This window comes from Rhizobium pisi, assembly GCF_003938655.1.
In the GTDB taxonomy this organism is placed as follows: domain Bacteria; phylum Pseudomonadota; class Alphaproteobacteria; order Rhizobiales; family Rhizobiaceae; genus Rhizobium; species Rhizobium pisi.
Window position 1 is genome coordinate 129,632 of record NZ_RJJT01000004.1, and the last position, 25,692, is coordinate 155,323.

At 62.3% G+C, this 25,692-nt stretch carries 22 protein-coding genes and 2 pseudogenes; 16 read left to right on the forward strand and 8 right to left on the reverse strand.

What is annotated here, in order from left to right; translation table 11 throughout:
- Positions 1-111: 111 nt before the first annotated feature.
- From EFD55_RS06965 to EFD55_RS06985, 4 genes are all read left to right on the forward strand, one after another.
- Complete coding sequence (locus EFD55_RS06965; RefSeq protein WP_125843879.1) at positions 112-960, forward strand: TIGR01459 family HAD-type hydrolase; 849 nt, start codon at positions 112-114, stop codon at positions 958-960.
- Positions 961-974: 14 nt separating this feature from the next.
- Positions 975-1,958, forward strand: coding sequence for a bifunctional riboflavin kinase/FAD synthetase (locus EFD55_RS06970; protein WP_125844099.1), 984 nt, complete (start codon positions 975-977; stop codon positions 1,956-1,958).
- Between the two features lie 288 nt (positions 1,959-2,246).
- Positions 2,247-5,153, forward strand: a complete 2,907-nt coding sequence (ileS, locus tag EFD55_RS06980; RefSeq protein ID WP_125843880.1) for an isoleucine--tRNA ligase — start codon at positions 2,247-2,249, stop codon at positions 5,151-5,153.
- A 131-nt stretch (positions 5,154-5,284) separates the two neighbouring features.
- On the forward strand, positions 5,285-5,914 hold the full coding sequence (locus EFD55_RS06985) for a hypothetical protein (protein WP_125843881.1): 630 nt from the start codon (positions 5,285-5,287) through the stop codon (positions 5,912-5,914).
- A 165-nt stretch (positions 5,915-6,079) separates the two neighbouring features.
- Here EFD55_RS06985 and EFD55_RS06990 read toward each other — a convergent pair whose 3' ends face one another.
- On the reverse strand, positions 6,080-6,517 hold the full coding sequence (locus EFD55_RS06990; protein WP_125844101.1) for a nucleoside deaminase: 438 nt from the start codon (positions 6,515-6,517) through the stop codon (positions 6,080-6,082).
- Between the two features lie 90 nt (positions 6,518-6,607).
- Between EFD55_RS06990 and EFD55_RS06995 the strand changes: the two genes are divergently transcribed.
- Genes EFD55_RS06995 through EFD55_RS07005 form a run of 3 tightly spaced genes read left to right on the forward strand, consistent with a single transcriptional unit; the run spans position 6,608 to position 10,070 of the window.
- Complete coding sequence (locus EFD55_RS06995; protein WP_125843882.1) at positions 6,608-8,632, forward strand: pseudouridine synthase; 2,025 nt, start codon at positions 6,608-6,610, stop codon at positions 8,630-8,632.
- Positions 8,613-9,173, forward strand: coding sequence for a 16S rRNA (guanine(966)-N(2))-methyltransferase RsmD (rsmD, locus tag EFD55_RS07000; RefSeq protein WP_125843883.1), 561 nt, complete (start codon positions 8,613-8,615; stop codon positions 9,171-9,173). Before EFD55_RS06995 ends, rsmD begins: the two co-directional genes overlap by 20 nt.
- A gap of 15 nt (positions 9,174-9,188) precedes the next feature.
- Positions 9,189-10,070, forward strand: coding sequence for a patatin-like phospholipase family protein (locus tag EFD55_RS07005; protein ID WP_125843884.1), 882 nt, complete (start codon positions 9,189-9,191; stop codon positions 10,068-10,070).
- 10 nt (positions 10,071-10,080) lie between these two features.
- Here the strand turns inward: EFD55_RS07005 and EFD55_RS07010 are convergent, their stop codons facing one another.
- The 4 genes and pseudogenes from EFD55_RS07010 to EFD55_RS07025 form a co-directional block, all read right to left on the reverse strand.
- Positions 10,081-10,533 (reverse strand): copper uptake system-associated protein, encoded by a 453-nt coding sequence (locus EFD55_RS07010; protein ID WP_125843885.1) that lies wholly within the window; start codon positions 10,531-10,533, stop codon positions 10,081-10,083.
- Between the two features lie 12 nt (positions 10,534-10,545).
- Positions 10,546-11,919 (reverse strand): PepSY-associated TM helix domain-containing protein, encoded by a 1,374-nt coding sequence (locus tag EFD55_RS07015; RefSeq protein ID WP_125843886.1) that lies wholly within the window; start codon positions 11,917-11,919, stop codon positions 10,546-10,548.
- An 89-nt stretch (positions 11,920-12,008) separates the two neighbouring features.
- Positions 12,009-12,311 (reverse strand): annotated as a pseudogene (locus tag EFD55_RS33655) (hypothetical protein); the annotation flags it as partial.
- Positions 12,298-13,297, reverse strand: a pseudogene (locus EFD55_RS07025) (monovalent cation:proton antiporter-2 (CPA2) family protein); the annotation flags it as partial. The pseudogenes EFD55_RS33655 and EFD55_RS07025, both read right to left, overlap by 14 nt.
- 119 nt (positions 13,298-13,416) lie before the next feature.
- Here EFD55_RS07025 and EFD55_RS07030 point away from each other — a divergent pair.
- From EFD55_RS07030 to lpxK, 6 genes are all read left to right on the forward strand, one after another.
- Positions 13,417-14,763 carry a TldD/PmbA family protein gene (locus EFD55_RS07030; RefSeq protein WP_125843887.1) on the forward strand — a complete coding sequence of 449 codons (1,347 nt, stop codon included), beginning with the start codon at positions 13,417-13,419 and terminating at the stop codon, positions 14,761-14,763.
- 16 nt (positions 14,764-14,779) lie between these two features.
- Positions 14,780-15,589, forward strand: coding sequence for a 3'(2'),5'-bisphosphate nucleotidase CysQ (locus EFD55_RS07035; RefSeq protein WP_125843888.1), 810 nt, complete (start codon positions 14,780-14,782; stop codon positions 15,587-15,589).
- A 63-nt stretch (positions 15,590-15,652) separates the two neighbouring features.
- Complete coding sequence (locus tag EFD55_RS07040) at positions 15,653-15,895, forward strand: DUF4170 domain-containing protein (RefSeq protein WP_125843889.1); 243 nt, start codon at positions 15,653-15,655, stop codon at positions 15,893-15,895.
- A gap of 170 nt (positions 15,896-16,065) precedes the next feature.
- Positions 16,066-17,385, forward strand: coding sequence for a lipid IV(A) 3-deoxy-D-manno-octulosonic acid transferase (waaA, locus tag EFD55_RS07045; RefSeq protein ID WP_125843890.1), 1,320 nt, complete (start codon positions 16,066-16,068; stop codon positions 17,383-17,385).
- A 9-nt stretch (positions 17,386-17,394) separates the two neighbouring features.
- Entirely contained in the window at positions 17,395-18,117 is a 723-nt protein-coding gene (locus tag EFD55_RS07050; protein ID WP_125843891.1) for an HAD family hydrolase, read from the forward strand.
- Between the two features lie 159 nt (positions 18,118-18,276).
- Positions 18,277-19,350: a tetraacyldisaccharide 4'-kinase gene (lpxK, locus tag EFD55_RS07055; protein WP_125843892.1), complete on the forward strand. Its 1,074-nt coding sequence runs from the start codon at positions 18,277-18,279 to the stop codon at positions 19,348-19,350.
- A 77-nt stretch (positions 19,351-19,427) separates the two neighbouring features.
- On the opposite strand, the gene EFD55_RS07060 is transcribed toward lpxK, so the two are convergent.
- Positions 19,428-20,312 carry a GntR family transcriptional regulator gene (locus tag EFD55_RS07060; RefSeq protein WP_125843893.1) on the reverse strand — a complete coding sequence of 295 codons (885 nt, stop codon included), beginning with the start codon at positions 20,310-20,312 and terminating at the stop codon, positions 19,428-19,430.
- Between the two features lie 99 nt (positions 20,313-20,411).
- Here EFD55_RS07060 and EFD55_RS07065 point away from each other — a divergent pair, with 99 nt between their 5' ends.
- The 3 genes from EFD55_RS07065 (at position 20,412) to EFD55_RS07075 (ending at position 23,227) form a co-directional block, all read left to right on the forward strand.
- Positions 20,412-21,470, forward strand: coding sequence for an ABC transporter permease (locus EFD55_RS07065; RefSeq protein ID WP_183736676.1), 1,059 nt, complete (start codon positions 20,412-20,414; stop codon positions 21,468-21,470).
- The gene (locus tag EFD55_RS07070) at positions 21,467-22,231 is read left to right on the forward strand and encodes an ATP-binding cassette domain-containing protein (protein ID WP_125843894.1); all 765 of its coding nucleotides are present in this window, start codon (positions 21,467-21,469) and stop codon (positions 22,229-22,231) included. The genes EFD55_RS07065 and EFD55_RS07070 overlap by 4 nt, the downstream gene beginning before the upstream one ends.
- A 78-nt stretch (positions 22,232-22,309) precedes the next feature.
- Positions 22,310-23,227: a sugar ABC transporter substrate-binding protein gene (locus EFD55_RS07075; protein WP_125843895.1), complete on the forward strand. Its 918-nt coding sequence runs from the start codon at positions 22,310-22,312 to the stop codon at positions 23,225-23,227.
- A 247-nt stretch (positions 23,228-23,474) separates the two neighbouring features.
- Here EFD55_RS07075 and EFD55_RS07080 read toward each other — a convergent pair whose 3' ends face one another.
- Both EFD55_RS07080 and mutL read right to left on the reverse strand, forming a co-directional pair.
- Entirely contained in the window at positions 23,475-23,705 is a 231-nt protein-coding gene (locus EFD55_RS07080; RefSeq protein ID WP_125843896.1) for a DUF2093 domain-containing protein, read from the reverse strand.
- A 171-nt stretch (positions 23,706-23,876) separates the two neighbouring features.
- The gene (gene mutL, locus EFD55_RS07085; protein WP_125843897.1) at positions 23,877-25,679 is read right to left on the reverse strand and encodes a DNA mismatch repair endonuclease MutL; all 1,803 of its coding nucleotides are present in this window, start codon (positions 25,677-25,679) and stop codon (positions 23,877-23,879) included.
- Positions 25,680-25,692 lie beyond the last annotated feature (13 nt).

The window sequence follows — 25,692 nt, forward strand, 5'->3', positions numbered from 1 at the left end:
TCGTCTGATTGCCGTTCAGGAATTTCGCATTGCCACGGCGAAGAAAATGCCTTGCCATCGCCTTGCGCCTTTGCAATGTCACCGGTGACTGAAGCAAATCGGGAAATTGGAATGGCCAAGCGGATAGAAAACTTCTCGGAGATATCAGGTCACTATGATGTGGTGCTCTGCGATGTCTGGGGTGTCGTTCACAATGGGGTCGATCCGTTTCCGAAGGCAGCCGCAGCCCTTCAAGCCGCAAGAGAGAGCGGCCTTGCCGTGGTGCTCATCACCAATTCGCCGCGCCTTTCCTGGCAGGTGGTCGCGCAGCTGCGCCACATCGGCGTTCCCGACAGCGCCTATGACAGGATCGTCACCTCTGGCGACGTGACGCGCGGGCTGATCGCCGAAGGGCCGAAGACGGTCTTTTTGCTTGGCCCCGATCGCGACAGCGCGCTTCTCGAAGGCATTGGCGTCGAGCGCCGGCCGGCAGGCGAGGCGCAATCGCTCGTTTGCACCGGATTTTTCGATGACGAGACCGAGAAGCCGGAGGATTACACCGACATGCTTCTGGATTTCAAAGCGCGTGAAGTGCCGATGATCTGCGCCAATCCGGACCTGGTCGTCGAGCGCGGGCACCGCATCATCCCCTGCGCCGGCGCCATGGCCGCCTATTACGAGCAGCTCGGCGGCAGGACGCGTATTGCCGGCAAGCCGCACCGGCCGATCTACGAGGCGACGCTTTCGGCGGCCCGCGAGCTTCGCGGCGATTTCCCGATCGATCGTGTGCTGGCAATCGGCGACGGCATGCCGACCGATGTGCGCGGGGCCTTGAATTACGGCCTCGACCTCCTCTACATCAGCGGCGGTATCCACGCTAAGGAATACACCCTCAACGGCAAGACCGACGAGGCGATCCTCAACGCCTATCTCGAACGGGAAAAGGCGGCGCCGAGGTGGTGGATGCCACGCCTTGCATGAAGAGAAGCCAGACGATGACCGTCTTCCATCGCAATGAAACCCGGGATCCTTTGCCCGCCCATCTCAGAGGCGGTGTGATTGCCATCGGCAATTTCGACGGTGTGCATCGAGGCCACCAGTCGGTGCTGAATCGCGCGCTGGAAATTTCCCAAGCGCGCGGCATCCCCGCCCTGGTGCTCACCTTCGAGCCGCATCCGCGCACGGTCTTCCGGCCGCAGACGCCGGTCTTCCGACTGACGCCTGCGCCGCTGAAGGCCCGCATTCTGGAAACGCTGGGTTTCAGCGCCGTCATCGAATATCCCTTCGACTATGAGTTCTCGCAGCGCTCGGCCGATGATTTCATCCATTCGATCCTGAAGGATTGGCTCGGCGCCTCCGAAGTCGTCACCGGCTTCGATTTCCATTTTGGCCGCGGCCGCGAGGGCGGGCCTGCCTTCCTCATGAATGCCGGCCAGACCTACGGCTTCGGCGTCACCCTGATCGATGCCTTCCGCGACGAAAACGCCGACGTCGTCTCTTCGAGCCACATCCGCGCGCTCCTGAAGGAGGGCAGCGTCAGCGAAGTCGCCGGCATGCTGGGGTACCGCTATACTGTCGAAGCCGAGGTGATCGACGGAGAAAAGCTCGGCCGGCAGCTCGGTTTTCCCACGGCCAACATGCGCCTGCCGCCCGAGGCCGAACTTGCAGCGGGCATCTACGCCGTCCGCTTCCGCCTTCAGGACGGAACGCTCTACGATGCCGTCGCAAGCTACGGCCGCCGCCCGACGGTCACGGAAAACGGTGCACCATTGTTGGAAACCTATCTGTTCGACTTTAGCGGCGATCTCTACGGTCAGCTCTGCTCGGTCTCATTCTTCGGCTATCTCAGACCCGAGCTGAAATTCGACGGCTTGGAAGCGCTCGTCGCCCAGATCAAGCGCGACGAGGAGGAGGCGAGGGCACTGCTGGCGGGCGTGGCACCGCTTGGCGAGCTCGATCGGAAACTGTGCTTTTCCTGAGTTTGCCACCAGCTCGGATTTTCTCCGGCGCAAGCCGAATTCGGCCGTGCCGCAGGATCGCATGCAGGTAATTTCTGCTCTTCCTTTTCCCGGCAAAAACGCCTATGAACCGGCGCTATGACGAAATTTCGGCTGGCGACCACGATACGAATTATCGGCCCGGCCTTCCGCGCGCGCTAAGCGGCCGGGAGGTCCGGGTTTTCGGCGCTTGCGAGCAGGCGCTTCCGCCGCCACCTATTTTCATGTCCGTTGCGCCCCTTCCTGGGCCGCCAGAAACGATTGTCACATATGACCGACACAGCCGAAAAGATCGACTACTCGAAGACCCTCTACTTGCCTGAAACGGATTTCCCGATGCGTGCCGGCCTGCCGCAGAAGGAGCCGGAACTCGTTGCCCGCTGGCAGCAGATGGATCTCTACAAGAAGCTGCGCGCTTCTGCCGCCGGCCGCGAAAAATTCGTCCTGCACGACGGCCCTCCCTATGCCAACGGCAATATCCATATCGGCCACGCGCTGAACAAGATCCTCAAGGACGTCATCAACCGTTCGTTCCAGATGCGCGGCTACGACGCCAATTATGTGCCGGGCTGGGATTGCCACGGCCTGCCGATCGAATGGAAGATCGAGGAAGAGAATTATCGCGCCAAGGGCAAGGCCAAGCCTGACCTGACCGAGCCGTCGGCGATGATCGAATTCCGCCGCGAGTGCCGCGCCTATGCCGAAAAGTGGATCGCCATCCAGGGCGGTGAGTTCCAGCGTCTCGGCATCGTCGGCGATTTCGAAAATCCGTACCTGACGATGAACTTCCACGCGGAAAGCCGCATCGCCGGAGAACTCCTCAAGATCGCCGGGAGCGGCCAGCTCTACCGCGGCTCCAAGCCGATCATGTGGTCGGTCGTCGAGCGTACGGCGCTCGCGGAAGCCGAAGTCGAGTATCATGACTATGAGAGCGACACGATCTGGGTGAAGTTCCCGGTCGCGAAGGGCTCCGATGGCGTCAAGGATGCCTTCGTCGTCATCTGGACCACCACACCCTGGACGATCCCCGGAAACCGGGCGATCGCCTACTCGTCGCGCGTTGCTTACGGCCTATACGAAGTAACGGCCGCCGAGAACGATTTTGGACCGCGCCCGGGCGAGAAACTGATCTTCGCCGACAAGCTGGCTGAGGAATCCTTCGCCAAGGCAAAGCTGCAGTACAAGCGTCTCGCCGACGTCACGACTGCCGATCTCGCCGGTATCACCTGCGCCCATCCGCTGAAGGGTCTCGGCGACGGTTATGTATTTGCCGTGCCGCTGCTCGATGGCGACCATGTGACCGACGATGCCGGTACAGGCTTCGTGCACACGGCGCCGAGCCACGGCCGCGAAGACTTTGATGTCTGGATGGCGCATGCCCGCGAAATCGAGGCGTGCGGCATCGAAACCAAGATCCCGTTCCCGGTCGACGACGGCGGCTTCTACACATCGGATGCTCCGGGCCTGGAAGGCGCGCGCGTCATCGACGACAACGGCAAGAAGGGCGATGCCAACGACCGCGTCATCAAGGCGCTGATCGAGCGCAGCGCGCTCTTTGCCCGCGGCCGTCTGAAGCACCAGTATCCGCATTCCTGGCGTTCCAAGAAGCCGGTGATCTTCCGCAACACGCCGCAGTGGTTCGTCTATATGGACAAGACGCTGCCTGACGGAACGACGCTGCGCACCCGTGCGCTCAACGCGATCGACGACACGCGTTTCGTGCCGGCTGCCGGCCAGAACCGCCTGCGCGCCATGATCGAGCAGCGCCCGGACTGGGTTCTCTCCCGTCAGCGTGCCTGGGGCGTGCCGATCTGCGTCTTCGTCGACGAGCAGGGCGAAGTGCTGCAGGACGATGCCGTCAACCAGCGCATCCTCGATGCTTTCGATGTCGAAGGCGCAGACGCCTGGTTCGCCGAAGGCGCCAAGGAGCGGTTCCTCGGCAACGAGCATGATCCGGCCAAGTGGTCGCAGGTCATGGATATCCTCGATGTCTGGTTCGACTCGGGCTCGACGCACACCTTCACGCTGGAAGACCGCCCCGACCTGAAGTGGCCGGCCGATCTCTACCTCGAGGGTTCCGACCAGCATCGCGGCTGGTTCCATTCCTCGCTCTTGGAATCGGCAGCCACCCGTGGCCGCGCGCCTTACGACACCGTCCTCACCCATGGCTTCACCATGGACGAGAAGGGCGAGAAAATGTCGAAGTCCAAGGGCAATGTCACCTCGCCGCAGGAGGTGATGAAGGATGCCGGCGCCGATATCCTGCGCCTCTGGGTCATGACCTCTGACTATGCGGACGATCTGCGTGTCGGCAAGACGATCATCCAGACCAATGTCGATGCCTATCGCAAGCTGCGCAACACGATCCGCTGGATGCTCGGCACGCTGGCGCACGACAAGGGCGAGGTCATCGCGCTTGCCGATCTGCCGGAGCTGGAGCAGCTGATGCTGCATCGCCTCTCCGAGCTCGATCAGCTCGTGCGCGAAAACTACGACGCCTTCGACTTCAAGAAGATCGCCCGCGCATTGATTGATTTTGCCAATGTCGAGCTCTCGGCCTTCTACTTCGACGTCCGCAAGGATGCGCTCTATTGCGATGCGCCCTCCAGCCTTCGCCGCCGTTCGGCGCTCTATGTCATCCGCATGATCTTCGATTGCATGGTGACCTGGCTTGCGCCGATGCTGCCCTTCACCACGGAAGAGGCATGGCTCTCGCGCGATCCTTCGGCCGTCTCGGTGCATCTGGAGCAGTTCGCCCCGGTCGCCAGGGAATGGCGCAACGATGCGCTCGCGGAAAAGTGGAAGAAGATCCGCGCGATCCGCAGCGTCGTCACCGGCGCTCTCGAAATCGAGCGCAAGGACAAGCGCATCGGCTCGTCGCTGGAAGCGGCTCCTGTCGTCCACGTTACCGATGCGGAATTGCGCAAGGCGCTCGAAGGTCAGGATTTCAGCGAAGTCTGCATCACCTCCGGCATCACGATCGAGGCGAGCGCAGGCCCGGCCGACGCCTTCCGGCTGTCCGAGGTGCCCGAAGTCGCGGTCATTCCGAAGCTTGCCGAAGGCGTGAAATGCGCCCGTTCCTGGCGCATCACCACCGATGTCGGTTCCGATCCGGAATATCCCGATGTCTCGGCGCGAGACGCTGCGGCCCTGCGTGAACTCGGCATCCGCGCCTGAAGATATTTGCCGGGTGAATTGCCTTTATAGCGTTCATCCGGTAAAAGCTGCCTGAAAATGGCCGGATTTTTGCGTCAGGGGGACGGTTGTCCGGTTGGGCAACGATTGCACCGGTGGCTGGAAGGGTTTTCATGTTCGCAACGCATTGGTTCCGTATAGGCGCCTGCCTGTCTGTTGTCGTGGCGGGATGCTCCTTGGTGTCCAGTTGCGCCAGCAGCCCGACCTACGGCACCGGCAAGACCTCCATGGAGCAGCTGACCGACGATCTTGGCCAGTCCGTGTCGCTGACGGGACCGGACCCGAAGAACAAGGGCGTCAAGTATACGCCGCGTCCGACGCTGGTGCTGCCGGCCCAGGCACAGAAAGAGACCCTGGTTACGCCGCAGCCGACGATCGCCAACAAGGACAATCCGCAGTGGCTTGAATCGCCGGAGGAGACCCGCGCCCGCCTCGTTTCCGAGGCTGATACGAACTCGGACAATCCGAATTACCGCTCGCCTCTGGCGAGCTCGGCGATCGAAGGCGGTCGTCGTACGACCGAAGCCCAGACCCAGGCCTATCGTGATGCCCGCGCCCTGCAGAAGGGCTCCTATCTCGATCAGCGCCGCTCCATCTCCGATCCGCCGTCCGGCTACCGCACCGTCGATGATCCTGCAAAGCTCGACGATCTCGGCGAACCCGAGCTCAAGAAGCAGAAGAAGCGTAAGAAGGATGCGGCGATCGCCAACAGCGGCAAGCAGTGGTGGAATCTGTTGCAATAACAGCTTTCGGTCCCGGATCGCAGTGGGCCGACTGGTTATGTTTGGAGCGCCAGGCAAGGCAGCGCCTGCGGGTATGGTATGAGTTGTCTCGGCCGGCTCAGCCGTGCCTTCCTCAATTACCATCGATCGGCTTCGCGAGCTGGAACGATGGCTACGCGCGCAGCGCTACGGCGTTTCTCTCTTTTGCGAAAAGAACCTTCTCAGCATCTCGGCCGACTGGACCTCGTTGATGCCCGAATAGACCTCCGGAGCGTGATGACAGGTAGGCTGCGCATAGAATCGCACGCCGTTGTCGACGGCGCCGCCTTTTGGATCCTCCGCGCCGTAGTAGAGCCGCCGGATACGCGCAAACGAGATGGCTGCCGCGCACATGGTGCAGGGCTCCAGCGTCACATAAAGATCGGCGCCGGTCAGCCGCTCCTGCCCGAGCGCTTCGCAGGCGAGCCGGATGGCGGCGATTTCGGCGTGTGCGGTGATGTCTTTCAGCTCGCGTGTACGGTTTCCGGAGCGTGAAACGGCAATATCGTCGATCACCACGACGGCGCCGATCGGCACCTCGCCGCGCGCTTCGGCCGCCCGCGCTTCCTGAAGCGCCATCTCCATGAAACGATTTGTCTTCACGATCGCAAGAATTTCCACTTAACCGCAGATGCGTGACCTGATAGACAGGCCCAAAAGGCAGGCAAACAACAAATGACACCCAAAGACAAGCCAAAACGGCCGGGCGCAAAGCCCTTTTCACGGGATACCAGGCCGAAAGCTGATCCCAAGGCGGGCAATGCGAAGCCGGCAAAGGCTGCCGCCGCGCGCCCGGCCAACGCCGGGAGCGATGGCGACGCCAAGGCCGAACGCATCTCCAAGGTGATGGCGCGCGCAGGCGTCGCCTCGCGCCGCGACATCGAACGCATGATCATGGAAGGCCGGGTGACGCTGAACGGCGCGGTTCTGGAAACCCCAGTCGTCAACGTCACGCTCACCGACCGGATCGAGGTCGATGGCGTGCCGATCCGCGGCATCGAGCGCACCAGGCTCTGGCTCTATCACAAGCCCGCGGGCCTGGTGACCACCAATGCCGATCCGGAAGGCCGGCGAACCGTTTTCGACAACTTGCCCGAAGAGCTGCCGCGCGTCATGTCGATTGGCCGCCTCGACATCAACACCGAAGGCTTGCTGCTGCTCACCAATGATGGCGGCCTTGCTCGCGCGCTCGAATTGCCGGCGACCGGCTGGCTGCGGCGCTACCGTGTCCGCGCCCATGGCGAAATCGATCAGGAAGCACTCGACAAGTTGAAGGACGGCATCGCCGTCGACGGCGTGCTCTACGGATCGATCGAGGCAACGCTCGACCGTACCCAGGGTTCGAACGTCTGGATCACCATGGGCCTGCGCGAAGGCAAGAACCGCGAAATCAAGAACGTGCTCGGTGCGCTCGGTCTCGACGTCAATCGCCTCATTCGCATTTCCTATGGCCCGTTCCAGCTCGGCGACTTGCCGGAAGGTCATGTCATCGAGGTGCGCGGCCGCACGCTGCGCGACCAGCTCGGCCCGCGCCTCATCGAGGAAGCCAAGGCGAATTTCGACGCGCCGATCTACAATGCGCCGGCCGTTGCCGCCGAAGAAGAGATCGAGCCCACAGTCCCGGAAAAGCGCGAGCGTCCGCGCCGCGAGGAGGACAAGCGCGAACGGGCGCTGAGCCGCCTCGATACCAAGCGCGACGACCGCCCTGGTGGGGGCCGCAGGGATGACGACCGCCGCGACGGCGGTCGCAAGGATGACGAGAAGCCGAAGCGCGCCCATCCGCTCGGCCAGCGCCGCAGTGCCAATGTCTGGATGGCGCCCGGCGCCCGTCCGCTCGGTGAAAAGGCAGCGGCGAAAGCCGCCAAGAATGCGCAGACCGCGCGCAAGCGCGGCGAGCAGGCGCCGGCAAGGAACACCGCTTTCGATCGCATCGAGGATCGCCCGCGGACGCTGGTGAACCGCGTGCGTGAAGAGGATGGCGAATGGATCCGTTCGAGCGAGGAGCCCCGTCGCAAGGATGAGGGAGAAGGTTCCGGCCGCAAGCGCTCCTTCGGCGATCGTCCCGCTCGCGAAGACCGCGGTTTTGGCGACCGGCCAGCCCGGGGCGAACGCCGCCTCCGCGAAGGGGGTGAGGATCGGCCGCGCACCAGAAGCTCTGCCGGCGAAGGCCGCCCGGAGCGTCCGCGCGGCGACCGGCCTTTCGGTGATCGTCCCTCGCGCGGTGATCGGCCATTCGGCGACAAGCCGCGTGGTGATCGCAGGCCGCGTGCGGATGGTGACGAGCGGCCTCGCGCCGCCAGAGCCTCCGCCGGCGAAGGCCGTTCGGAGCGTCCGCGCAGCGACCGCCCATTCGGCGATCGCCCCTCCCGTGGGGATCGGCCGTTCGGCGACAAGCCGCGTGGTGATCGCAAGCCGCGCCAGGATGGCGACGAGCGCCCGCGGGCAGCCAGAAGCTTTGCCGGCGAGGGCCGCTCCGAGCGTCCGCGTGGCGAAAGATCCTTCGGCGACAAGCCGTCGGGTGACAAACCTCGCGGCAAGGGTTTTGCGGCCAAGCCCGGTGGGGCCAAGAGTTTTTCCGGCAAGCCGAAAGGCGCCAAGCCCGGCGGCGAGAGGCCGGGCGGCGACAAGCCTGCGGGCGGGCCGTCCAGAGGTGGGGCTAGAGGAAAGGGAATGACGCGCGGTGCGGATCGTCGGCGGTGAGTTTCGCGGACGGCCTCTCGCCGTGCCAAAATCCAACGATATCCGGCCGACTGCCGACCGGACGCGCGAGAGCCTGTTCAATATTTTGAGCCATGCCTATCCGGATTGCGTCGACGGCACCCGGATCCTCGATCTTTTCGCCGGAACCGGCGCCGTCGGCCTTGAAGCCGTCTCGCGCGGCTGTCGCCACGCGCTCTTCGTCGAAAACAGTGTCGAGGGCCGGGCACTTCTTTGGGAGAACATCGATGCGCTCGGCCTGCACGGCCGCACGCGCATCCTGCGCCGGGATGCGACCGATCTCGGCAGCGTCGGCAATCTCGAACCTTTCGATGTGCTCTTTGCCGACCCGCCCTATGGTAAGGGTCTCGGCGAGAAGGCGATGGCGGCAGCGGCCGTGGGCGGCTGGCTGCAACCAGGCGCGATCGCGGTCCTCGAGGAGCGTGCCGACGTTGTCGTTTCGGTCCATCCTTCCTATGTTTTCCTCGAAAGCCGCATCTTTGGGGATACGAGGGTGCATTTCTTCCGATATCAGCCGCAATAAGGGCGAGGACGGAGCGTGCAGCAGGCAGAGATCATCAGTCCGAAATTGCCTGCGATCAGCGATCTTCCGACGGTCGCGGTTGCCTTTGGCGGCGGCGGCGCGCGCGGGCTTTCCCATATCCATGTTATCGAGACGCTCGACGAACTCGGCATCCGGCCGGTGGCGATCGCAGGCTCGTCGATCGGCTCCATCATGGGGGCCGGCATGGCGGCCGGCATGTCCGGCGTCGAAATCCGCGAACATGCGCTGGAGACCGTTGGCAACAAGACGGCCGTGGTCGCCCGCATCTGGGGTCTGAGGCCGGCAACGGTGCGCGATGCGGTGGCCAAGGGCATCCGCATCGGCCAGTTCAATCTGGAGCGTATCCTCAAGGCCTTCCTGCCGTCCGAGCTTCCGGCCCGCTTCGAGGACTTGCTGGTCCCGATGAAGGTCATCACCACCGATTATTACGGGCAGCACGAAGTCATCATCGAGCAGGGCGAGTTATTCCCGGCGCTGGCGGCCTCTTCCGCCATTCCCGCGGTTTTTATGCCGGTGCGCTTGCACGGCCGCGTGATGATCGACGGCGGCATCAGCAATCCGGTGCCCTATGAATGCCTGATGGATCTTGCCGATATCGTCATCGGCATCGATGTCGTCGGCGCCCCCGAAGGTGACGGCACGCATATTCCGAACCGCATGGAAAGCATCTTCGGCTCCGGCCAGCTGATGATGCAGACGGCGATCTCGCTCAAGCTGAAGCTTTGCCAGCCGCAGATCTTCCTACGCCCTGCGGTCGGCCGTACCGGCGTCATGGATTTCCTGAAGGCCCGCGAAGTCCTCGCCATGTCCGTCGGCGTCAAGGACGACCTCAAATTCGCCCTCGACCGCGAGATCGAAGCGCGCTTGAAGCGCTAGAGCCTTACTCTCATTGGGCGTGGCCCTCATGGCCGCCGCCCGAGCCGTTCGATGCCTCATTCATCATCATGACGGTGCCTTGGAAGCTTGAGAGGAGCGCAAGCACGGAAGAATCGAGGCCGGCCTCGGCATCTTTCAGCCTCGCAGCCAGCCCGGCGGCATCATTTGTGGAGAGCCCAATCTTCTCCAGCGTCCCGGCGTCCTTCAGGCTATCGCCGCTGCAAAGATAAACGCTCCAGCCATGATGCGTCTTCTTCATCAGGGCGCGTCCACCGCGCCCGTCCTGTCGCCAGCCGACGATCGCCCAATCGGCCTGAACGACGACCGGCGCGATATCAAGCGGCTTGTCTGGCCGTTCGAACATCAGCTTCAGCCTTGCCGGGATCGCCTGCTGCGGATCGTCACCGGCAGATGCCGTCGAGGCAAGCAACAGGCAGGCGAGAATAGCGATAATCTTCTTCATCCGATGGCCTCTTCAAGCGAGAACGCGTTTCAACAATGGTACGAACCGAACGACGAGCTGGTCGAAGGCGATCATGACGACAATGGCAAGCCCGCTCATCGGGAAGGCGATGGCAAAGATTCCGGTGATCACCCACAGGCCGTAATAGACCGAGCGCTGCGGCGGCATGGGCGGCACGCCTAGGCGGCCGGCTGGGCGCCGTTTCCACCACATGACGACAGCCGTCACGCAGCTGAGCACAATCGCCAGACATGTTGCGAGCATCAGCAACTGATTGAAGCGCCCCCATTCCTGTCCCTGATGGATATTGATGCCCCACTCAATCGCCCGGCCGAGCAACGGATACTGGTTGAAAGCGATATCGATCAGAGGTTTGCCGGAGTACTGGTCGATATGGATGGTCCGTTCGTCGGAAAGATCCTCGGGATAGAGCGAGGCGGTATACACGCCTGTTTCATCGGATGGGATCGCCACGTCGAAGCCCGGCGCCATGCCCAACCGCTTGGCAATCTCGACGGCTTTGTCGAGGCCGATTGGCCTGGCTGATTGCGCCGCGGCGATATCGGAAAGCGGAACCGGCGCCTTCTCGACGATCCAGCCGCTCTTCGGAAGAATGTCTTCGGTGATTTTCCGCGACTTCGGCACGTCGTCCCAGAGCTGAACCGGATAGCCGAGACCGTGTTCGGTCAGCCAGGCATTGGCGTTCGCGCCCCAATAACCCGACCAGGGCATGCCGGTTATCGCCAGGAAGAAGATCAGGACACCGGCAAAGGCGCCGGTCACCGCATGCAGGTCACGCCAGAAAACGCGGCGGCCGGGCGTCCCCCGCACGCTGACGATGCCCCCTGTCTGGCGTCGCGGCCACCAGAGATAGATGCCGGTGACGACGAGCACCATGGCGAAGCCGCCGGCAATTTCGATCAGCCGGTTCGCTGTGTTGCCGAAATAGGCGAGGCTGTGGATGCGCTTGACGACATAATTGAACTCGTCGATCGATCCGACCACACCGAGCACCTTGCCGTCATAGGGATTGACGAAGACCAGCGTCGAGCCGGCATCGCCGGAGACGGTGACGATCGCCGATCGCTCCGGCAGAACCGGGTCCTTGTAGGATGTCGCGGTTGAGCCCGGCACGGCGGAGGCCGCGATCTCTGCGATCCGCGCCGCCGGCAGCGTTTTGCCGGTCGGCTGGACTATGTAACGGTAGCCGAAGAAGGTGCTGTTGATCTCATCCTTGAAGAGATAGAGCGATCCGGTAATGGCCAAGTTTAGCATGAAGGGTATGACGAGAAGCCCGGCAAAGAAATGCCAGCGCCAGATGGCGCGATAGAGCGAAACGCCGTGTGCAGCGTCCTCCGCCGGTTCGGCAGCAGTAATAGTCGACATGAGAATGGATCCGTATCCACGGCCGACTGCAGGAAAGCAGGTTGGCCGGCGTTGAAAGGCGCGTTACGGCGCCCGCCGCAACACGGAGTTCAGGCAGGGATCGGATCTGAAGGAGGAGCGCGAGGCCCGGTATTGGGCGGGAAAAGCTGGCGGTGGAAGGCCTCGGCCCGGATCGGCAATTCAACCGTAACCGCAAAGGGTATAGGAGCGCCGGCGACATCCGTCGGCGTCGGCAGCAGGGTCGAGGCGCTGATCCCGCAGGCCTCGCAGCCATGCGAACGGGCTTTGTCGTGCTGCCCTTGGTCGGATTTGTCGGTGACGGTGACGCAAAGCGTCGGCAGTGTCCCATCAGGAAGCACATATTGGGCGAGTTCCGCCGGGGCGGCAGCAGGAAAGCGATCCGGATCGCATCATTGTGCGGTGAGCCCGAGATCCGGCAGAGCCCGTAGATGATGATCGCCTTGACGGCCATGACGATCGGCACGGCGATGATGATGAAGAGGGCGTTGTCGACGAGGACGTCGAGTTCCAGCGACAGGCCGACGGCGATGAAGAAGATAGCGAGCAGCACACCGCGGAACGGCTCGATGTCAGCCTCCAGCTCGTGCCGGTAGGAGGATTCGGCCAGCATGACGCCGGAAAGGAAGGCGCCCATCGCCATGGAAAGCCCGGCAAGCTGCATCAGGCTCGCCGATCCCATGACGACGAAGAGAGCGGCCGCGATCATCGCCTCGCGCGCACCGGTCCGGGCGATGATCTGGAAGAGCGGCGTCAGCAGGTATCGGCCCATGACGATCATCGCCGCAACCGCGCCGACGGCGACGGCGAAATCGGTGAACGGGGCATTGCTGCCCTTGCCGCCGTCGAGGACGGTGATCAGAGCCAGGAGCGGCACGATCGCCAGGTCCTGGAACAACAGCATCGAGAAGGAGCGCTGCCCGTATTTCGTGTTGACGTCGCCGTCGCCCTCAAGGATCTGCATGGCGAAGGCAGTCGAAGACAGCGCTAGGCCAAATCCGGCGACGATACTGCCACGCCAGTCGAGAACTTGGGAAAACCACGCAAGCGCGGTCAACGCCAGGCCTGTCAGCACCACCTGCGCCGTGCCGAGGCCGAAAATGTCGCGCCGCATCTGCCAGAGACGGCTTGGCTTCAGCTCCAGCCCGATGATGAAGAGCAGGAAGACGACGCCGAGCTCGGCGACGTCGAGGATCTGCTCGCCGTCGGTGATGCCGTGGAAGATCGGGCCGATGACGATGCCGGCGGCAAGGTAGCCGAGCACCGTGCCGAGCCCGAGCTTTTTGAAGATCGGAGCGGCGACAACCGCGCCCCCGAGCAGCAGGATCGTTTCGGAAAAAAGGGCATTGGGCGCTGACATGCTGACAATTTCTTTCGACGGCGGAGAGCATGCAGGCGGCTCCGACAAAGAATCGGCGGCGGCGGCCTTGATGCCTGGGAGAGTGCACAATAAATGGAAGCCGAAGGAAAGGCCAAATCATGTCCTCTGAAATCGATTCCTCGACACTTCTTTCCCGTGCAAGTCAATTGATCGATCTGGCAAAAAAGGCCGGGGCCGACGCCGCCGACGCCGTTGTCGTCCGGTCGCGCTCGCAATCGGTCAGCGTACGCCTCGGCAAGGTCGAGGGAACGGAGTCCTCCGAAAGCGACGACTTCTCGCTGCGCGTCTTCATCGGCAAGCGGGTCGCCAGCGTTTCGGCCAATCCGGGCTTCGATCTTCAGGCGCTTGCCGAACGCGCCGTCGCCATGGCGAAAGTTTCGCCGGAAGACCCTTTCGCCTGCCTGGCCGATGAGGCGAACCTCTCGAAATCCTATCCCGATCTGCAATTGCTCGACACCACGGAAGTCTCCTCCGAGATGCTGCGCGAGGCAGCTCTTGCGGCCGAGACGGCGGCCCTTGCGGTCGAGGGCGTCACTAATTCTTCCGGCGCCGGTGCGTCCGCCGGCATGGGCGGCCTGGTTCTTGCCACCTCGCACGGTTTTTCGGGCAGCTACATGGCTTCCCGTTTCGGCCATTCCGTCAGCGTCATCGCGGGCGAAGGCACGGGTATGGAGCGCGACTATGATTTCGATAGCCGTCTCTACTATGGCGAACTGGACGATCCCTCGGAGATCGGTCGCCGCGCCGGCGAACGGGTGGTAAAGCGCATCAATCCGCGCCAGGTGCCGACCGGCAAGGGCGTCACCGTCATCTTCGATCCGCGTGTCGCCCGTGGTTTCGTCGGCCATATCGCCGGCGCGATCAACGGCGCCGCTGTTGCCCGCAAGACGAGCTTCCTGCGTGACAAGATGGGCCAGCAAGTTTTGAAATCGGGTCTGTCGATCACCGACGATCCGCTGATCGTGCGTGGGCCCTCCTCGCGGCCCTTCGACGGCGAGGGCGTGTCCGGCGAACGGCTTGTCATGATCGAGGACGGGGTTCTGAAGCACTGGTTCCTCTCGACTTCGACCGGTCGTGAGCTCGGCCTTGAGACCAACGGCCGCGGCGTGCGCGGCGGCAGCGCCGTGACGCCTTCCTCGACCAACCTCGCCCTCGAGCCCGGCGACATCTCGCCGGAGGAACTGATCCGTAGCGTCGGCAACGGTTTTTATGTCACCGAATTGATCGGCCACGGCGTCAACATGATCACCGGTGAATACAGCCGCGGCGCGACCGGCTTCTGGATCGAGAACGGCGAACTGACCTTCCCGGTTTCCGAGGTGACGATCGCCTCGAACCTCAAGGACATGTTCATGCGCCTGACGCTGGCAAACGACATAGATCGCAAGTTCGGCGTCGCCGCCCCCACCTTCGCCATCGAAGGCATGACGCTCGCCGGGCGTTGAGAAACGGATAGACGCAATGAGCGACTTGGATAAAGCCCGCTGGCAGAGCGATCTCGCGCTGATCGCCGATGCCGCGAAAGAGGCGGGCGCGGTCGCTTTCAGCTTCTTCAACCAGTCGCCCGAGGTCTGGTGGAAGAACGAGGACCGCTCTCCGGTCAGCGCCGCCGATTTCGCCGCCAACAAGACGCTCGAAACCATCCTGCGCAAGGCCCGGCCGGATTATGGCTGGCTGTCGGAGGAAACCGAGGACGCCGCCGACCGGCTCTCCCGCGAGACGCTGTTCATCGTCGACCCGATCGACGGCACGCGCGCCTTTCTCGGCGGGCAGAAGGTCTGGTGCGTCAGCGTTGCCGTCGTTCATCGCGGCCGGCCGGTGGCCGGCGTGCTCTATGCGCCGGCGCTCGAAGAACTCTATGAGGCCATCGAGGGTGGTGTGGCGCTGAAGAACGGTGTGCCCCTGATCGTTTCGGCCGCGGGACCGGAGGAGATCAGCCGCCTCGCGATCGGTGAAGACGTGTTGAAAACCTTGCCGCCGGAGTTCCGCGACCGGGTCAGGCGCGAGAAATACATTCCCTCGCTCGCCTACCGCATCGCCATGGTGGCCGACGGACGTCTCGAAGGCACCTTCGTCAAGGGCAATTCGCATGATTGGGACCTTGCCGCTGCCGATCTGATCCTCGCCTGCGCCGGCGGCGGCCTCGTCGACCTCGCCGGCAAACCGGTCGTCTACAATCTCGCCAACGTCACCCACGAGGCGCTTTGCGCGGCTTCAGAACCCCGTCTCACCGAATTTCTCGCAGCCTTTACGGGGCGACGAGACAGTTGACGTTTTCGTCAAAATCCCGCAGATGAGGTGTCGGAGGAGAATAGGCAGAAAGAGAACAAGAAAATGACTGACTCCGGTGACAAGAAGCAGCTTTTGCATCTCGTTTTTGGTGGCGAACTGGAAAGCCTCGATGACGTCCAGTTCCGTGATCTGAACGGTCTCGATATCGTCGGCATTTTCCCCGATTATGCCACGGCGCTGACAGCCTGGAAGGCGAAGGCGCAGCAGACGGTCGACAATGCGCATATGCGCTACTTCATCGTCCACATGCATCGTCTGCTTGATCCGCAGTCGAAGGGCAACTGACCCTGGCACATGCGGCCGGTCAACCGCTCGTCGAGCGGGGATTTCGTACATCGAGCTCCCTTCGATCGGTTTGTTTGACGCATTCTGAACAAATTAATCGGTCATTCCGGCCGCAACGATGATTGGGGAATGGGGTTGATGTCGATCGCTTTTGATCGGAGGCTGGCGCAATGAGTTCCCGTATAGCGCGGTTCGGTCTGAGCGCATATCGTCTGGCGGGAACCGTGGCCTCTCCCGTTGTCGGCCTCTATCTCACCTACCGCACGGCCAAGGGCAAGGAAGACCGCGCGCGCCGCCTGGAACGCTTCGGCTATCCGAGCGCCAACCGGCCGCAGGGGCCGCTCGTCTGGTTCCACGCAGCAAGTGTGGGCGAAACCAACGCCGTCATCCCGCTGATCCGCGAAATCCGCCGTCGCGACATCCATGTCATTCTGACGACCGGCACCATCACATCAGCCAAGCTCGCTGCCGAGCGCATTGGCAACGAAGCGATCCACCAATATGTGCCGCTCGACCTGAAACCCTCCGTCAGCCGCTTTCTCGAATATTGGCAGCCCGACTGCGCCATCATCGCCGAATCCGAGATCTGGCCGGCAACGGTTCTGGAACTCGGCCGCCGCCGCATTCCGCAAATCCTGATCAATGCCCGCATGTCGGACCGCTCTTTCGCCCGCTGGCGCCGCCGCCCTGCGATCGCCGAAGCCCTGTTCGAAAATCTCGCCCTCGTCATTGCCCAGTCGGATGTCGATGCCGAGCGTTTCCGCGATCTTGGTGCGGTCCCCGTCATCACCTCGGGCAATCTGAAGGTCGATACCGACGCACCGCCTTATGACAGCGCTGTCCTTGCTCGCTACAAGAAGCAGATCGGCGAGCGCAAGACCTGGGCGGCGATCTCGACCTTCGACGGCGAGGAGAACGCTGCGGCCATCGTTCATCGCGCGCTCAAGGAGCGCGATCGTCAATTGACGATCATCGTGCCGCGCCATCCCGAGCGCAGCGACGAGATCGAGGCGGCGCTGGTCAAGCACGGGCTGAAGGTCGCGCGCCGCACCCGCGACGATGCCTTGTCCGCCGATGTCGATATCTTCCTCGGCGATACGATCGGCGAAATGGGCCTCTATTTGAGACTGACGGAAATCGCGTTCGTCGGGCGCTCGCTCTTTGCCGAAGGTGGTCAAAATCCGCTGGAGCCCGCCATGCTCGGCTGCGCCATCCTCTCCGGCGGTCATGTGCAGAATTTTCGCGAGGCCTATCAGAAACTCGCCCGCAGTGGCAGCGCCCGCATGGTGCGCGATACCGAAATGCTGGCCAAGGGCGTGCATTATTTGCTGACCAACGACGAAGCCCGTCGCAACATGATCGAGGCCGGCATCACCGCCGTGCATGAGATGCGCGGGGCTTTGACGGCGACGGTGAAGGGGCTGGAGCCCTATATCAATCCCCTGACGGTCAAGGCGCGGCTGTTGCCGAAGGCCGTGGCGCAGGTCTGAGGAGGCGCAATTTTGGCCGCGGCTGGTATCAAAGGCATCCTCTTCGACAAGGACGGTACACTGCTCGATTATGACGAAAGCTGGCTGCCGGTGAACCGGGAGCTTGCCCGCATCGCCGCCAAGGGGGATCAGGCGCTCGCCGACCGGCTGCTTTCGGCCTGCGGCATGGATCCCGCGACCGGTCATATCGTTCCCGACAGCCTGCTTGCCGCCGGCAATACCCGCCAGATCGCCGAAGGTCTCGTGGCAGCGGGCTCGATGGTCGATGTCGACGAGCTGACGATCCGCCTCGACGAACTCTTTTCCCATGCTGCCCAATTTTCCGTGCCGGTGACCGATCTCGCCGGCTTCTTTGCCCGGCTGCATCAGCGCGGCTTCAAGCTCGGGGTCGCCTCCAGCGACAATGAACGCTCGATCCGCCAGACGGCGGAACGTTTTGGTTTTGCCCGCTATGTCGACTATATCGCCGGTTACGACAGTGGTTTCGGCGTCAAGCCGGAGCCCGGCATGGTGCTCGGCTTCTGTGCCGCGACCGGCCTTTCGCCTGACGAAATCGCCATGGTCGGCGACAACAACCACGATCTGCACATGGGTCTGAATGCCGGTGCGGGGCTGAGGATCGCAGTGCTGACGGGCACCGGTTCGCGGGAATCGCTTGCCGCCGCGGCCGATCATGTGCTCGACGACATCACCGCCATCGAGACGCTGCTGCCGGATCTGCAGCCTGCCTGACCGGTAAGGGCTTGCATTTTCACCGATTTTAGCTTCTCAATCCGGCCGGTCGAAACGCAAGGGGCTGGCTGCGGCTGGAGCAATTCCAGCAAAAATGCACAGCGGTTTTGCATTCGGGACCGCGGGGGAACAAGGCGGGCAGGGGAGCAGGACGGCAAGATGATATCCGAAGCGCCGCCGTTCTGGTGGAGGAAGGCCGACTGGCGGGCCTGGCTGTTGCTGCCGCTTTCCTTTCTCTACGGCCGCATCGCAGGTCATCGCATGGCCTATGCGCGCCGCGCCTCTGTTCCCATTCCCGTCATCTGCGTCGGCAACTTCACCGTCGGCGGCGCCGGCAAGACGCCGACCGCGTTGACGATCGCCCGCGCCGCCAAGGCGAAGGGGCTGAAGCCCGGTTTCCTCAGCCGGGGTTATGGCGGCTCGCTCGATGTAACGACGGTGGTCGATCCCGATCATCACCGGGCGGTGGCCGTCGGCGACGAGCCGTTGCTGCTCGCCCAGGAGGCGCTGACGGTGATTTCCCGCAGGCGCGTCGAAGGGGCTCAGCGCCTGGTGGCGGAGGGCGCCGATCTCATCATCATGGATGACGGTTTCCAGAGTGCCCGGCTGGCGATCGACTATGCCCTGCTCGTCATCGATGCGACGCGCGGTCTCGGCAATGGTCATATCGTGCCGGGCGGTCCGGTGCGCGCGCCGATCCGCCAGCAGCTGCGCTATGCCACGGCGCTGCTCAAGGTCGGCGGCGGCAATGCTGCCGACAGGATCGTCCGAATGGCGGCGCGTGCGGCAAAACCCTATTTCACCGCATCGCTGAAAGTGCGCAGCGACAATACGCTTGCCGGCGCGAAGGTGCTTGCTTTCGCCGGCATCGCCGATCCGGCCAAATTCTTCCGCACTGTGGAATCACGCGGCGCCGAAATCGTCGTCGCCAAATCCTTCGGGGACCACGAGCACCTGACCGAGGAGGAGATCGACGACATCCTGACGACCGCCGACGGGCAGGGGCTTTTGATCGTCACCACCTCCAAGGATTTCGTCCGCCTCTCCGGCCATCACGGCAAGGCGGAGCGGCTTGCCGAAAAGAGCAGGGTGATCGAGGTCGACATGGTGTTCGAGGATCACAGCGCACCAAGCCTCATCATCGACCGGGCGATCGCCGCCTGCCGGGAGCGGCGCCTGCGGGAAATCAAGGCCGGGGTTAAAGCAAGTCCAGGCAAGGCCGACCCGCTCTAGTGGGCTGCTGCAGTGGCACTGCGGCGACGCTCCTGAAGGCTCGATCCGCTCGGAGGATGCTGATGGAGCAACGCTCCTCATACGATCGAGCGAAGCAAAGTTTCGCGGGCGGAGGTCAGATGCGACCGGCAGGCGCGATCGATCAAGGCGATATTGCGGCTTTCGAGGGCGTCGATCAGCGCGAGATGTTCCCTGATGGCGATCTCATTCCGCGTGCGTTCATCACGCTTGTTCCACTGATAGTGATAGTGGAAGACCATGGCTATCACGTCTTGGAAGCCTTCGATAAAGCGGTTTGGCGAGACTGCCGCAATCAGCCGATGGAAGCGGCTGTCCAGCTCCGAGAAATCCTGAAACCGAGCGTCGATATCCGCGAGCAGTTCCAAATGCGCTGCCCGTATGGCACGGACCTGCTTCCAGACCGGCGAGCTGTCGGGCAGGGTAGCGAACAGTCGTGCGGAGCGCATTTCGAACATCTCTCTGATTTCGAACAGTTCGAGTGCGAAATTCGCGGTGAACCCTTTAAAAATCCAGCCTGCATTCTGACGCTTCTCGATCAGCCCATATTTTTGAAATCGATTGAGAAATTCACGCACGATCGTTGTCGCGACGCCGAATTTCCTGGCCAATTCCGCCTCATTGATTTCGGTGCCCGGACAGGCATTGTCGCGCAGCATCCATTCCATGAAACTCGTCTCGACCTGTTCCGAAATGGCTAAGGTCTCTTCCTTCGGATAGCGCTCCGCCTGTAGCGGCTGCTCACCTATGATCCGCCTGTGCGCTTCAGATATGATGATCCCACGGGCGGACATCCCGGCCAGCACCTTCCGCACCGTCGTTCTGCTCACGCCGAGTTGGGCGCGCAGGGCGTTTTCCGACGGCAATTCCTCCCCGAGATCGAGCGTCCGAATGATATCGATCATGTCGTTGAATGCTCTCTTGAAGGTTGTATCTGTTCTCATGACGCAATCCTAGAGATGGTTATATATCTATAAAAAACAAGTTGACCCACGTGTATCATATGTTTCTTATGTATAAAAAACGGGGGAGGCTAGGGGAATTTGGAAGACTCCGGGATTCTGCCTCAGAATTCGTCGCGGCCTGGTGGTTCGCAGGATGCAACCTTCCATCCGAGACAATCTGGCATCACATTGGGGCTGAAGCTATTGAGCCTGGGCCCATTATTGATCCTCATTATGCTCATCGCCGTCGTTAGTTTGATCACGCCGGCTTTTCTAAAGCCCATTAACCTCGGGAACATCCTGGCGCAGACGGCAGTGATTGCCGTTGTGGCAATGGGGCAGCAGCTCGTTATCCTAACGCGCGGGATCGATCTGTCTGTCGGCTCGAATCTTGCGCTCGCGACGGTCATCGGCGGGCTGGTCTACCAGCAGGTTGATTCCTCGATCGTCGTCATTGTGGCCATGCTGCTTGCGGGTGCGGCTGTCGGCGCGGTGAACGGCGTGGTGTTTGTCTATGGGCGGCTGCCACACCCCTTCATCATTACACTCGCGAGCTTGAGTATCTGCCGCGGCCTGGCACTTGCATTGGCGCCCGGCCACACCACCATGCGCGGGATGCCCGATGCAGTGACTGCGATCGGCGGCGGGACGACGCTTGGTGTGCCCAATTCCTTCTTTGTCGTTGCGATGTTCGGGCTACTTTTTCTGATCCTGACGAAGTCGATGGTCTGTGGCCGATGGATCTATGCGGTCGGCGGCGCGCCGAATGCCGCCAGAAGCATGGGTATACCGGTAAAGGGCGTTCTGCTCGCAACCTACATTGTCTCAGGCTTTTGCGCAGGTGTCGGCGCGGTGCTACTTGCGGGACGGACCGCCGCCGCCTCGCCGATCTACGGCAATCTTTTGGAGCTCGACACGATTGCTGCGGTGATTATCGGTGGCGCTAGCTTCCTTGGCGGACGAGGCCATCTCGGCCACGCCCTGATCGGCGCCGTGCTGATCGGCGTCATCCGCAACGCCCTTAACCTTCTCGGGGTCGACGTGTTCTTTCAAATGATCGCGATTGGGCTCGTCATCGTTATCGCCGTAGAGGCCGATGTGCTTCGCAATCATCTCGAGGCGCGGGCGCGCGTGCTTCAATCGGCGAGAGTACAATGAACCCTGCATCCACAACACCGGCACTTTCGGTTCGAAACGCGCAGAAGCGCTTTGGCGCGATCCATGCCCTGAAAAATGTAAGCTTTGATGCCTATGCAGGCGAGGTAACCGCTCTCCTGGGGGACAATGGTGCCGGCAAGTCGACGCTCGTCAAATGCATCAGTGGGCTTCATAGTCTCGACGAAGGAGAGATCCTCGTGGATGGTGCGCCTGTATCGCTCCATTCAACGGCGGCCGCCCGCCGCGCCGGTATTGAAACCGTCTATCAGGATCTGGCGCTTTTCGACAACCTGACCCCCGTACAGAATTTCTATTGCGGACGAGAAATCTCTTTCCCCTCCTGGCTGCCGCGTCCGCTCCGCTTCCTCAACACGGGCGTGATGAAGCGGGAAGCAGCAAGTGTCATCGATCGTCTGAAGGTTAAGCTGCCGAGGTTCGACGCGCCGGTCGCGCTGATGTCCGGTGGGCAGCGACAGGCGATCGCGGTCGCGCGCGCCATTGTTTTTGCGCGCAAGCTGGTGGTTCTCGATGAGCCAACGGCTGCCCTCGGGCTTCGCGAGTCTCGCCAAGTTCTCGACCTTATCAATCAGCTCAAAGCCGACGGCAATGCCGTGATCATCATCACGCACAATATGGAACATGTCGTCGAAATCGCCGATCGGGCGGTTGTGCTGCGGCAGGGTCGCAAGGTGGGTGAACTGAAGCCGACGGAAGCGAACAAGCAGGACATTGTCGCGATGATTGTCGGGGCGGAGGTTTAAGGGAGATCGCTGCTTCGTCGGGGCAGCGGACAACGAGATCGCTCTAGAGGAGGGCGGTCGAAACATGGGAGGCATATCATGAAACCGCAATCCCTGCTGGGAGCTCTTGCGCTCCTGGCCGTCGCTGCAGTTCCGGCCTTGGCGCAGGAGCCGGTGAAGCTTGGCTTTATAACCAAATTCCCTGTACCGTTCTTCGCCACAATGGAGAACGCCGCAAAGGATTATGCGAAGAGAAATCCCGGCGTCGAGATCATCTACGGGCAGGGGACATCAGCAACCGACATCGAGGGCCAGATTGCCCAGATCGAGTCGATGGTGACACGAGGCGTGCAGGGCATTGCCCTTACCCCCGTCGATCCCACCGTGTCGACTGCCCTGGACAAGGCGGTGGCGGCCGGGATCAAGGTCGTGCTGATGGATAACAATATTCCGGATTGGAACGGCAGGACGGCGCTTGCCACGACCAATAATTTCGCCGCCGGCAAAATCGCCGGCGAATATCTCAAAACTGTTCTTAAAGCCGGCGACACGCTCGGGATTCTCGAGGGTGTGCCCGGCGTGCCGGCACTTGATGATCGTGTGAAGGGTATGCTTGAAGGGCTGAATGGTCTTGACGTAAAGATAGTGGGGAAAGGCGCAACAAACTGCACCGAGGAACTCGGGATCAGTGTCGCCGAGGATCTGCTGACGAAGAACCCGGACCTTAAGGCCATTTATGCGGCTTGCGGCCCGCCCGCTGCTGGCGCGGCACGCGCCATCAAGAACGCCGGCATTGCCAACGACAAGATTGTGCTGGTCGGTTTCGACTTCTGCTGCGGCGAAGAGGAGGCGCTGAAGAGTGGGATCGAGGATGCGTCAGTGGCACAGTTCCCCACCAAGATGGCTGAACTCGGTGTGGATGCGCTGGTAAAATCGATTCGTGGAGAGAAGGTTGAGTCTTTGATCGACTCCGGCGCTGCGCTCGTGACGCCTGAGAATATGGCAAAATTCAAGTGAATCATTACCCTCTGCCGACCGCGTAGGCGGCAGAGTCAAACCTCACCCGTTGTCGGGATTGATATCGTCGAACCCTGCGGCCCGGAGCCAGTTTGCTAGTCTGGAGAGCCTATGATACTTCAAGTCGCCGGGTGACCAGAGTGAATATTCTCCCTGCAGCAGCTCCGGGCTGCGGGTCGGAGAACCATCTCAGCCAGAACCTCCGACGGCACCACAGTCGCGTCTGCCGCGCAGCGGATCGCAATTTCTAGCGCCGCTGGTTCGGCAGCACGCCGGCGCGTTTGTCGGCTTCGAGCGATGACATGACATCGGCGTAGGGTTCCTGCCGTGCAACGCTCCAGTAGCGCAGCTCGTCGAGCGGGATCTGTTTGCCTGTCATCGCGCAGACGACATAGGAGCCGGGCGAGAGAATCTGGAAATCGCCATCGAGATACCGGATCTTCGCTTCGCGGTTTCCGTGCCCTTCGAACAAATTCATGCGCTCCGTTCCCTGCAGTCTGTCATTAAAGCATGTCGCGCAAAAGTGTGCCGCGGTTTTGCGATCACGACATGCGGAACACCAAATGCCTAAAGCGTGGCAAGCGAATCTGAAAGATCGCGACACGCTTTAGTCTGCCTTACTCCCGCAAAGGCTGCTTTTCCAGCTTTTTTAGCTTCTGCCGAAAAGCCGTTCGATATCGCTGAGCTTCAGTTCGATATAGGTCGGCCGTCCGTGGTTGCATTGGCCGGAGCCGGGCGTCACTTCCATTTCGCGGAGCAGCGCGTTCATTTCCTCCGGCCGCAACCGCCGTCCGGAGCGCACCGATCCGTGGCAGGCCATGGTCGCAGCCACATATTCGAGCCTGGCCGACAGGCCGGACGCGGTATCCCATTCGGCAATCTCATCGGCAAGCTGGCGGATGAGACCGCCCGCATCGACCTCGCCGAGCATGGCAGGCGTCTCGCGCACTGCGATAGCACCTGGACCGAAACGCTCGATCGCCAGGCCGAGTTCGGCAAGCTCTACCGCATGCTGCATCAGCCTATCGCAATCCTCTTCGGGAATGTCGACGATCTCGGGGATGAGCAGCACCTGCGAAGCCAGCCGCTTCGAATGCAGCGCCTTGCGCATCGCTTCGAAGACCAGCCGCTCGTGCGCGGCATGCTGGTCGACAATGACGAGGCCGTCTTCGGTTTGGGCGACGATGTAGTTCGCATGGATCTGCGCTCGCGCCGCGCCGAGCGGATATCGCGTGATGGATTCCGGGGTTGCCGGCGACATGGAGGGCTGCGGTTCGGCCTGCGCCGTTGGCGTCGAAAGCCCCTCGAAGGAAGCCTGCGGCCGCTCGGCGAAATGTGTGGGCTGCTGGTAGGGCCGGGATGGCGAAGTCTCGGCCGACCATCCGCCCTGCGGCCGCTGCACGTTCGGCTGGAAGCCGGGGCGGAAGGAGCGAAGCATGTCGCTCGCTCCCGTCGTCGCTGCCCGGCTGCCGTCGCGCGCCAAGGCTTCACGGATCGCGCCGACGATCAGCCCGCGCACCAAGCCCGGATCGCGGAAACGCACGTCGGATTTCGCCGGATGCACATTGACGTCGACGAGAGCCGGATCGAGCGTGATCGACAGCACCGCAACCGGATAGCGTCCCGATGGGATCGTCTCGGCATAGGCGCCACGGATCGCCGAGAGGATCAGCTTGTCCTGCACCGGCCGGCCGTTGACGAAGGCATATTGATGGGCGGAGTTGCCACGATTGAAGGTCGGCACGCCGGCAAAGCCGGTGAGCGAGACGTCCTCGCGCTCAGCGTCGAGCGCAATGGCATTGTCGCGGAATTCCTTGCCGAGCACCTGCGCCATGCGCGCCAGGTGATCGTCGCCAGTCGCGGGAAATTCCAGCGTCGTGCGGTCAGAGCCCGACAGCACGAAGCGGACGGCGGGAAAGGCGATCGCCATGCGCTTGACGATTTCGGTGATGGCGCCGGCTTCGGCCTTTTCCGTCTTCAGGAATTTGAGCCGGGCAGGGGTGGCGAAGAACAAGTCCCGCACTTCGACGATCGTGCCGGGATTGGCGGCGGCAGGCCTCAGATGCACGATCTTGCCGCCGGCAACGGCGATCTCGTTACCCTCAGTGCTGTCGCGTCTGCGGCTTGCGATGCTGAGCCTTGCGACGGAGCCGATCGAAGGCAGCGCCTCGCCCCGGAAGCCAAGCGTGCGGATATCCTCGAGCGTCTCTGAAATCTTCGAGGTGCAGTGGCGCCGGACCGCCAGTTCGAGATCGGTCGCGTCCATGCCCGAGCCGTTGTCGCTGACGCGCAAGAGCGCCTTGCCGCCGCCAGCTGTGGCGATCTCGATACGCGTCGCACCCGCATCGAGCGCGTTTTCGATCAGTTCCTTGGCAGCGCTCGCAGGCCGTTCGATGACTTCGCCAGCGGCGATCTGGTTAATGAGCGTTTCGGAAAGCTGTCTGATGGCCATGGGTTATTTTCGA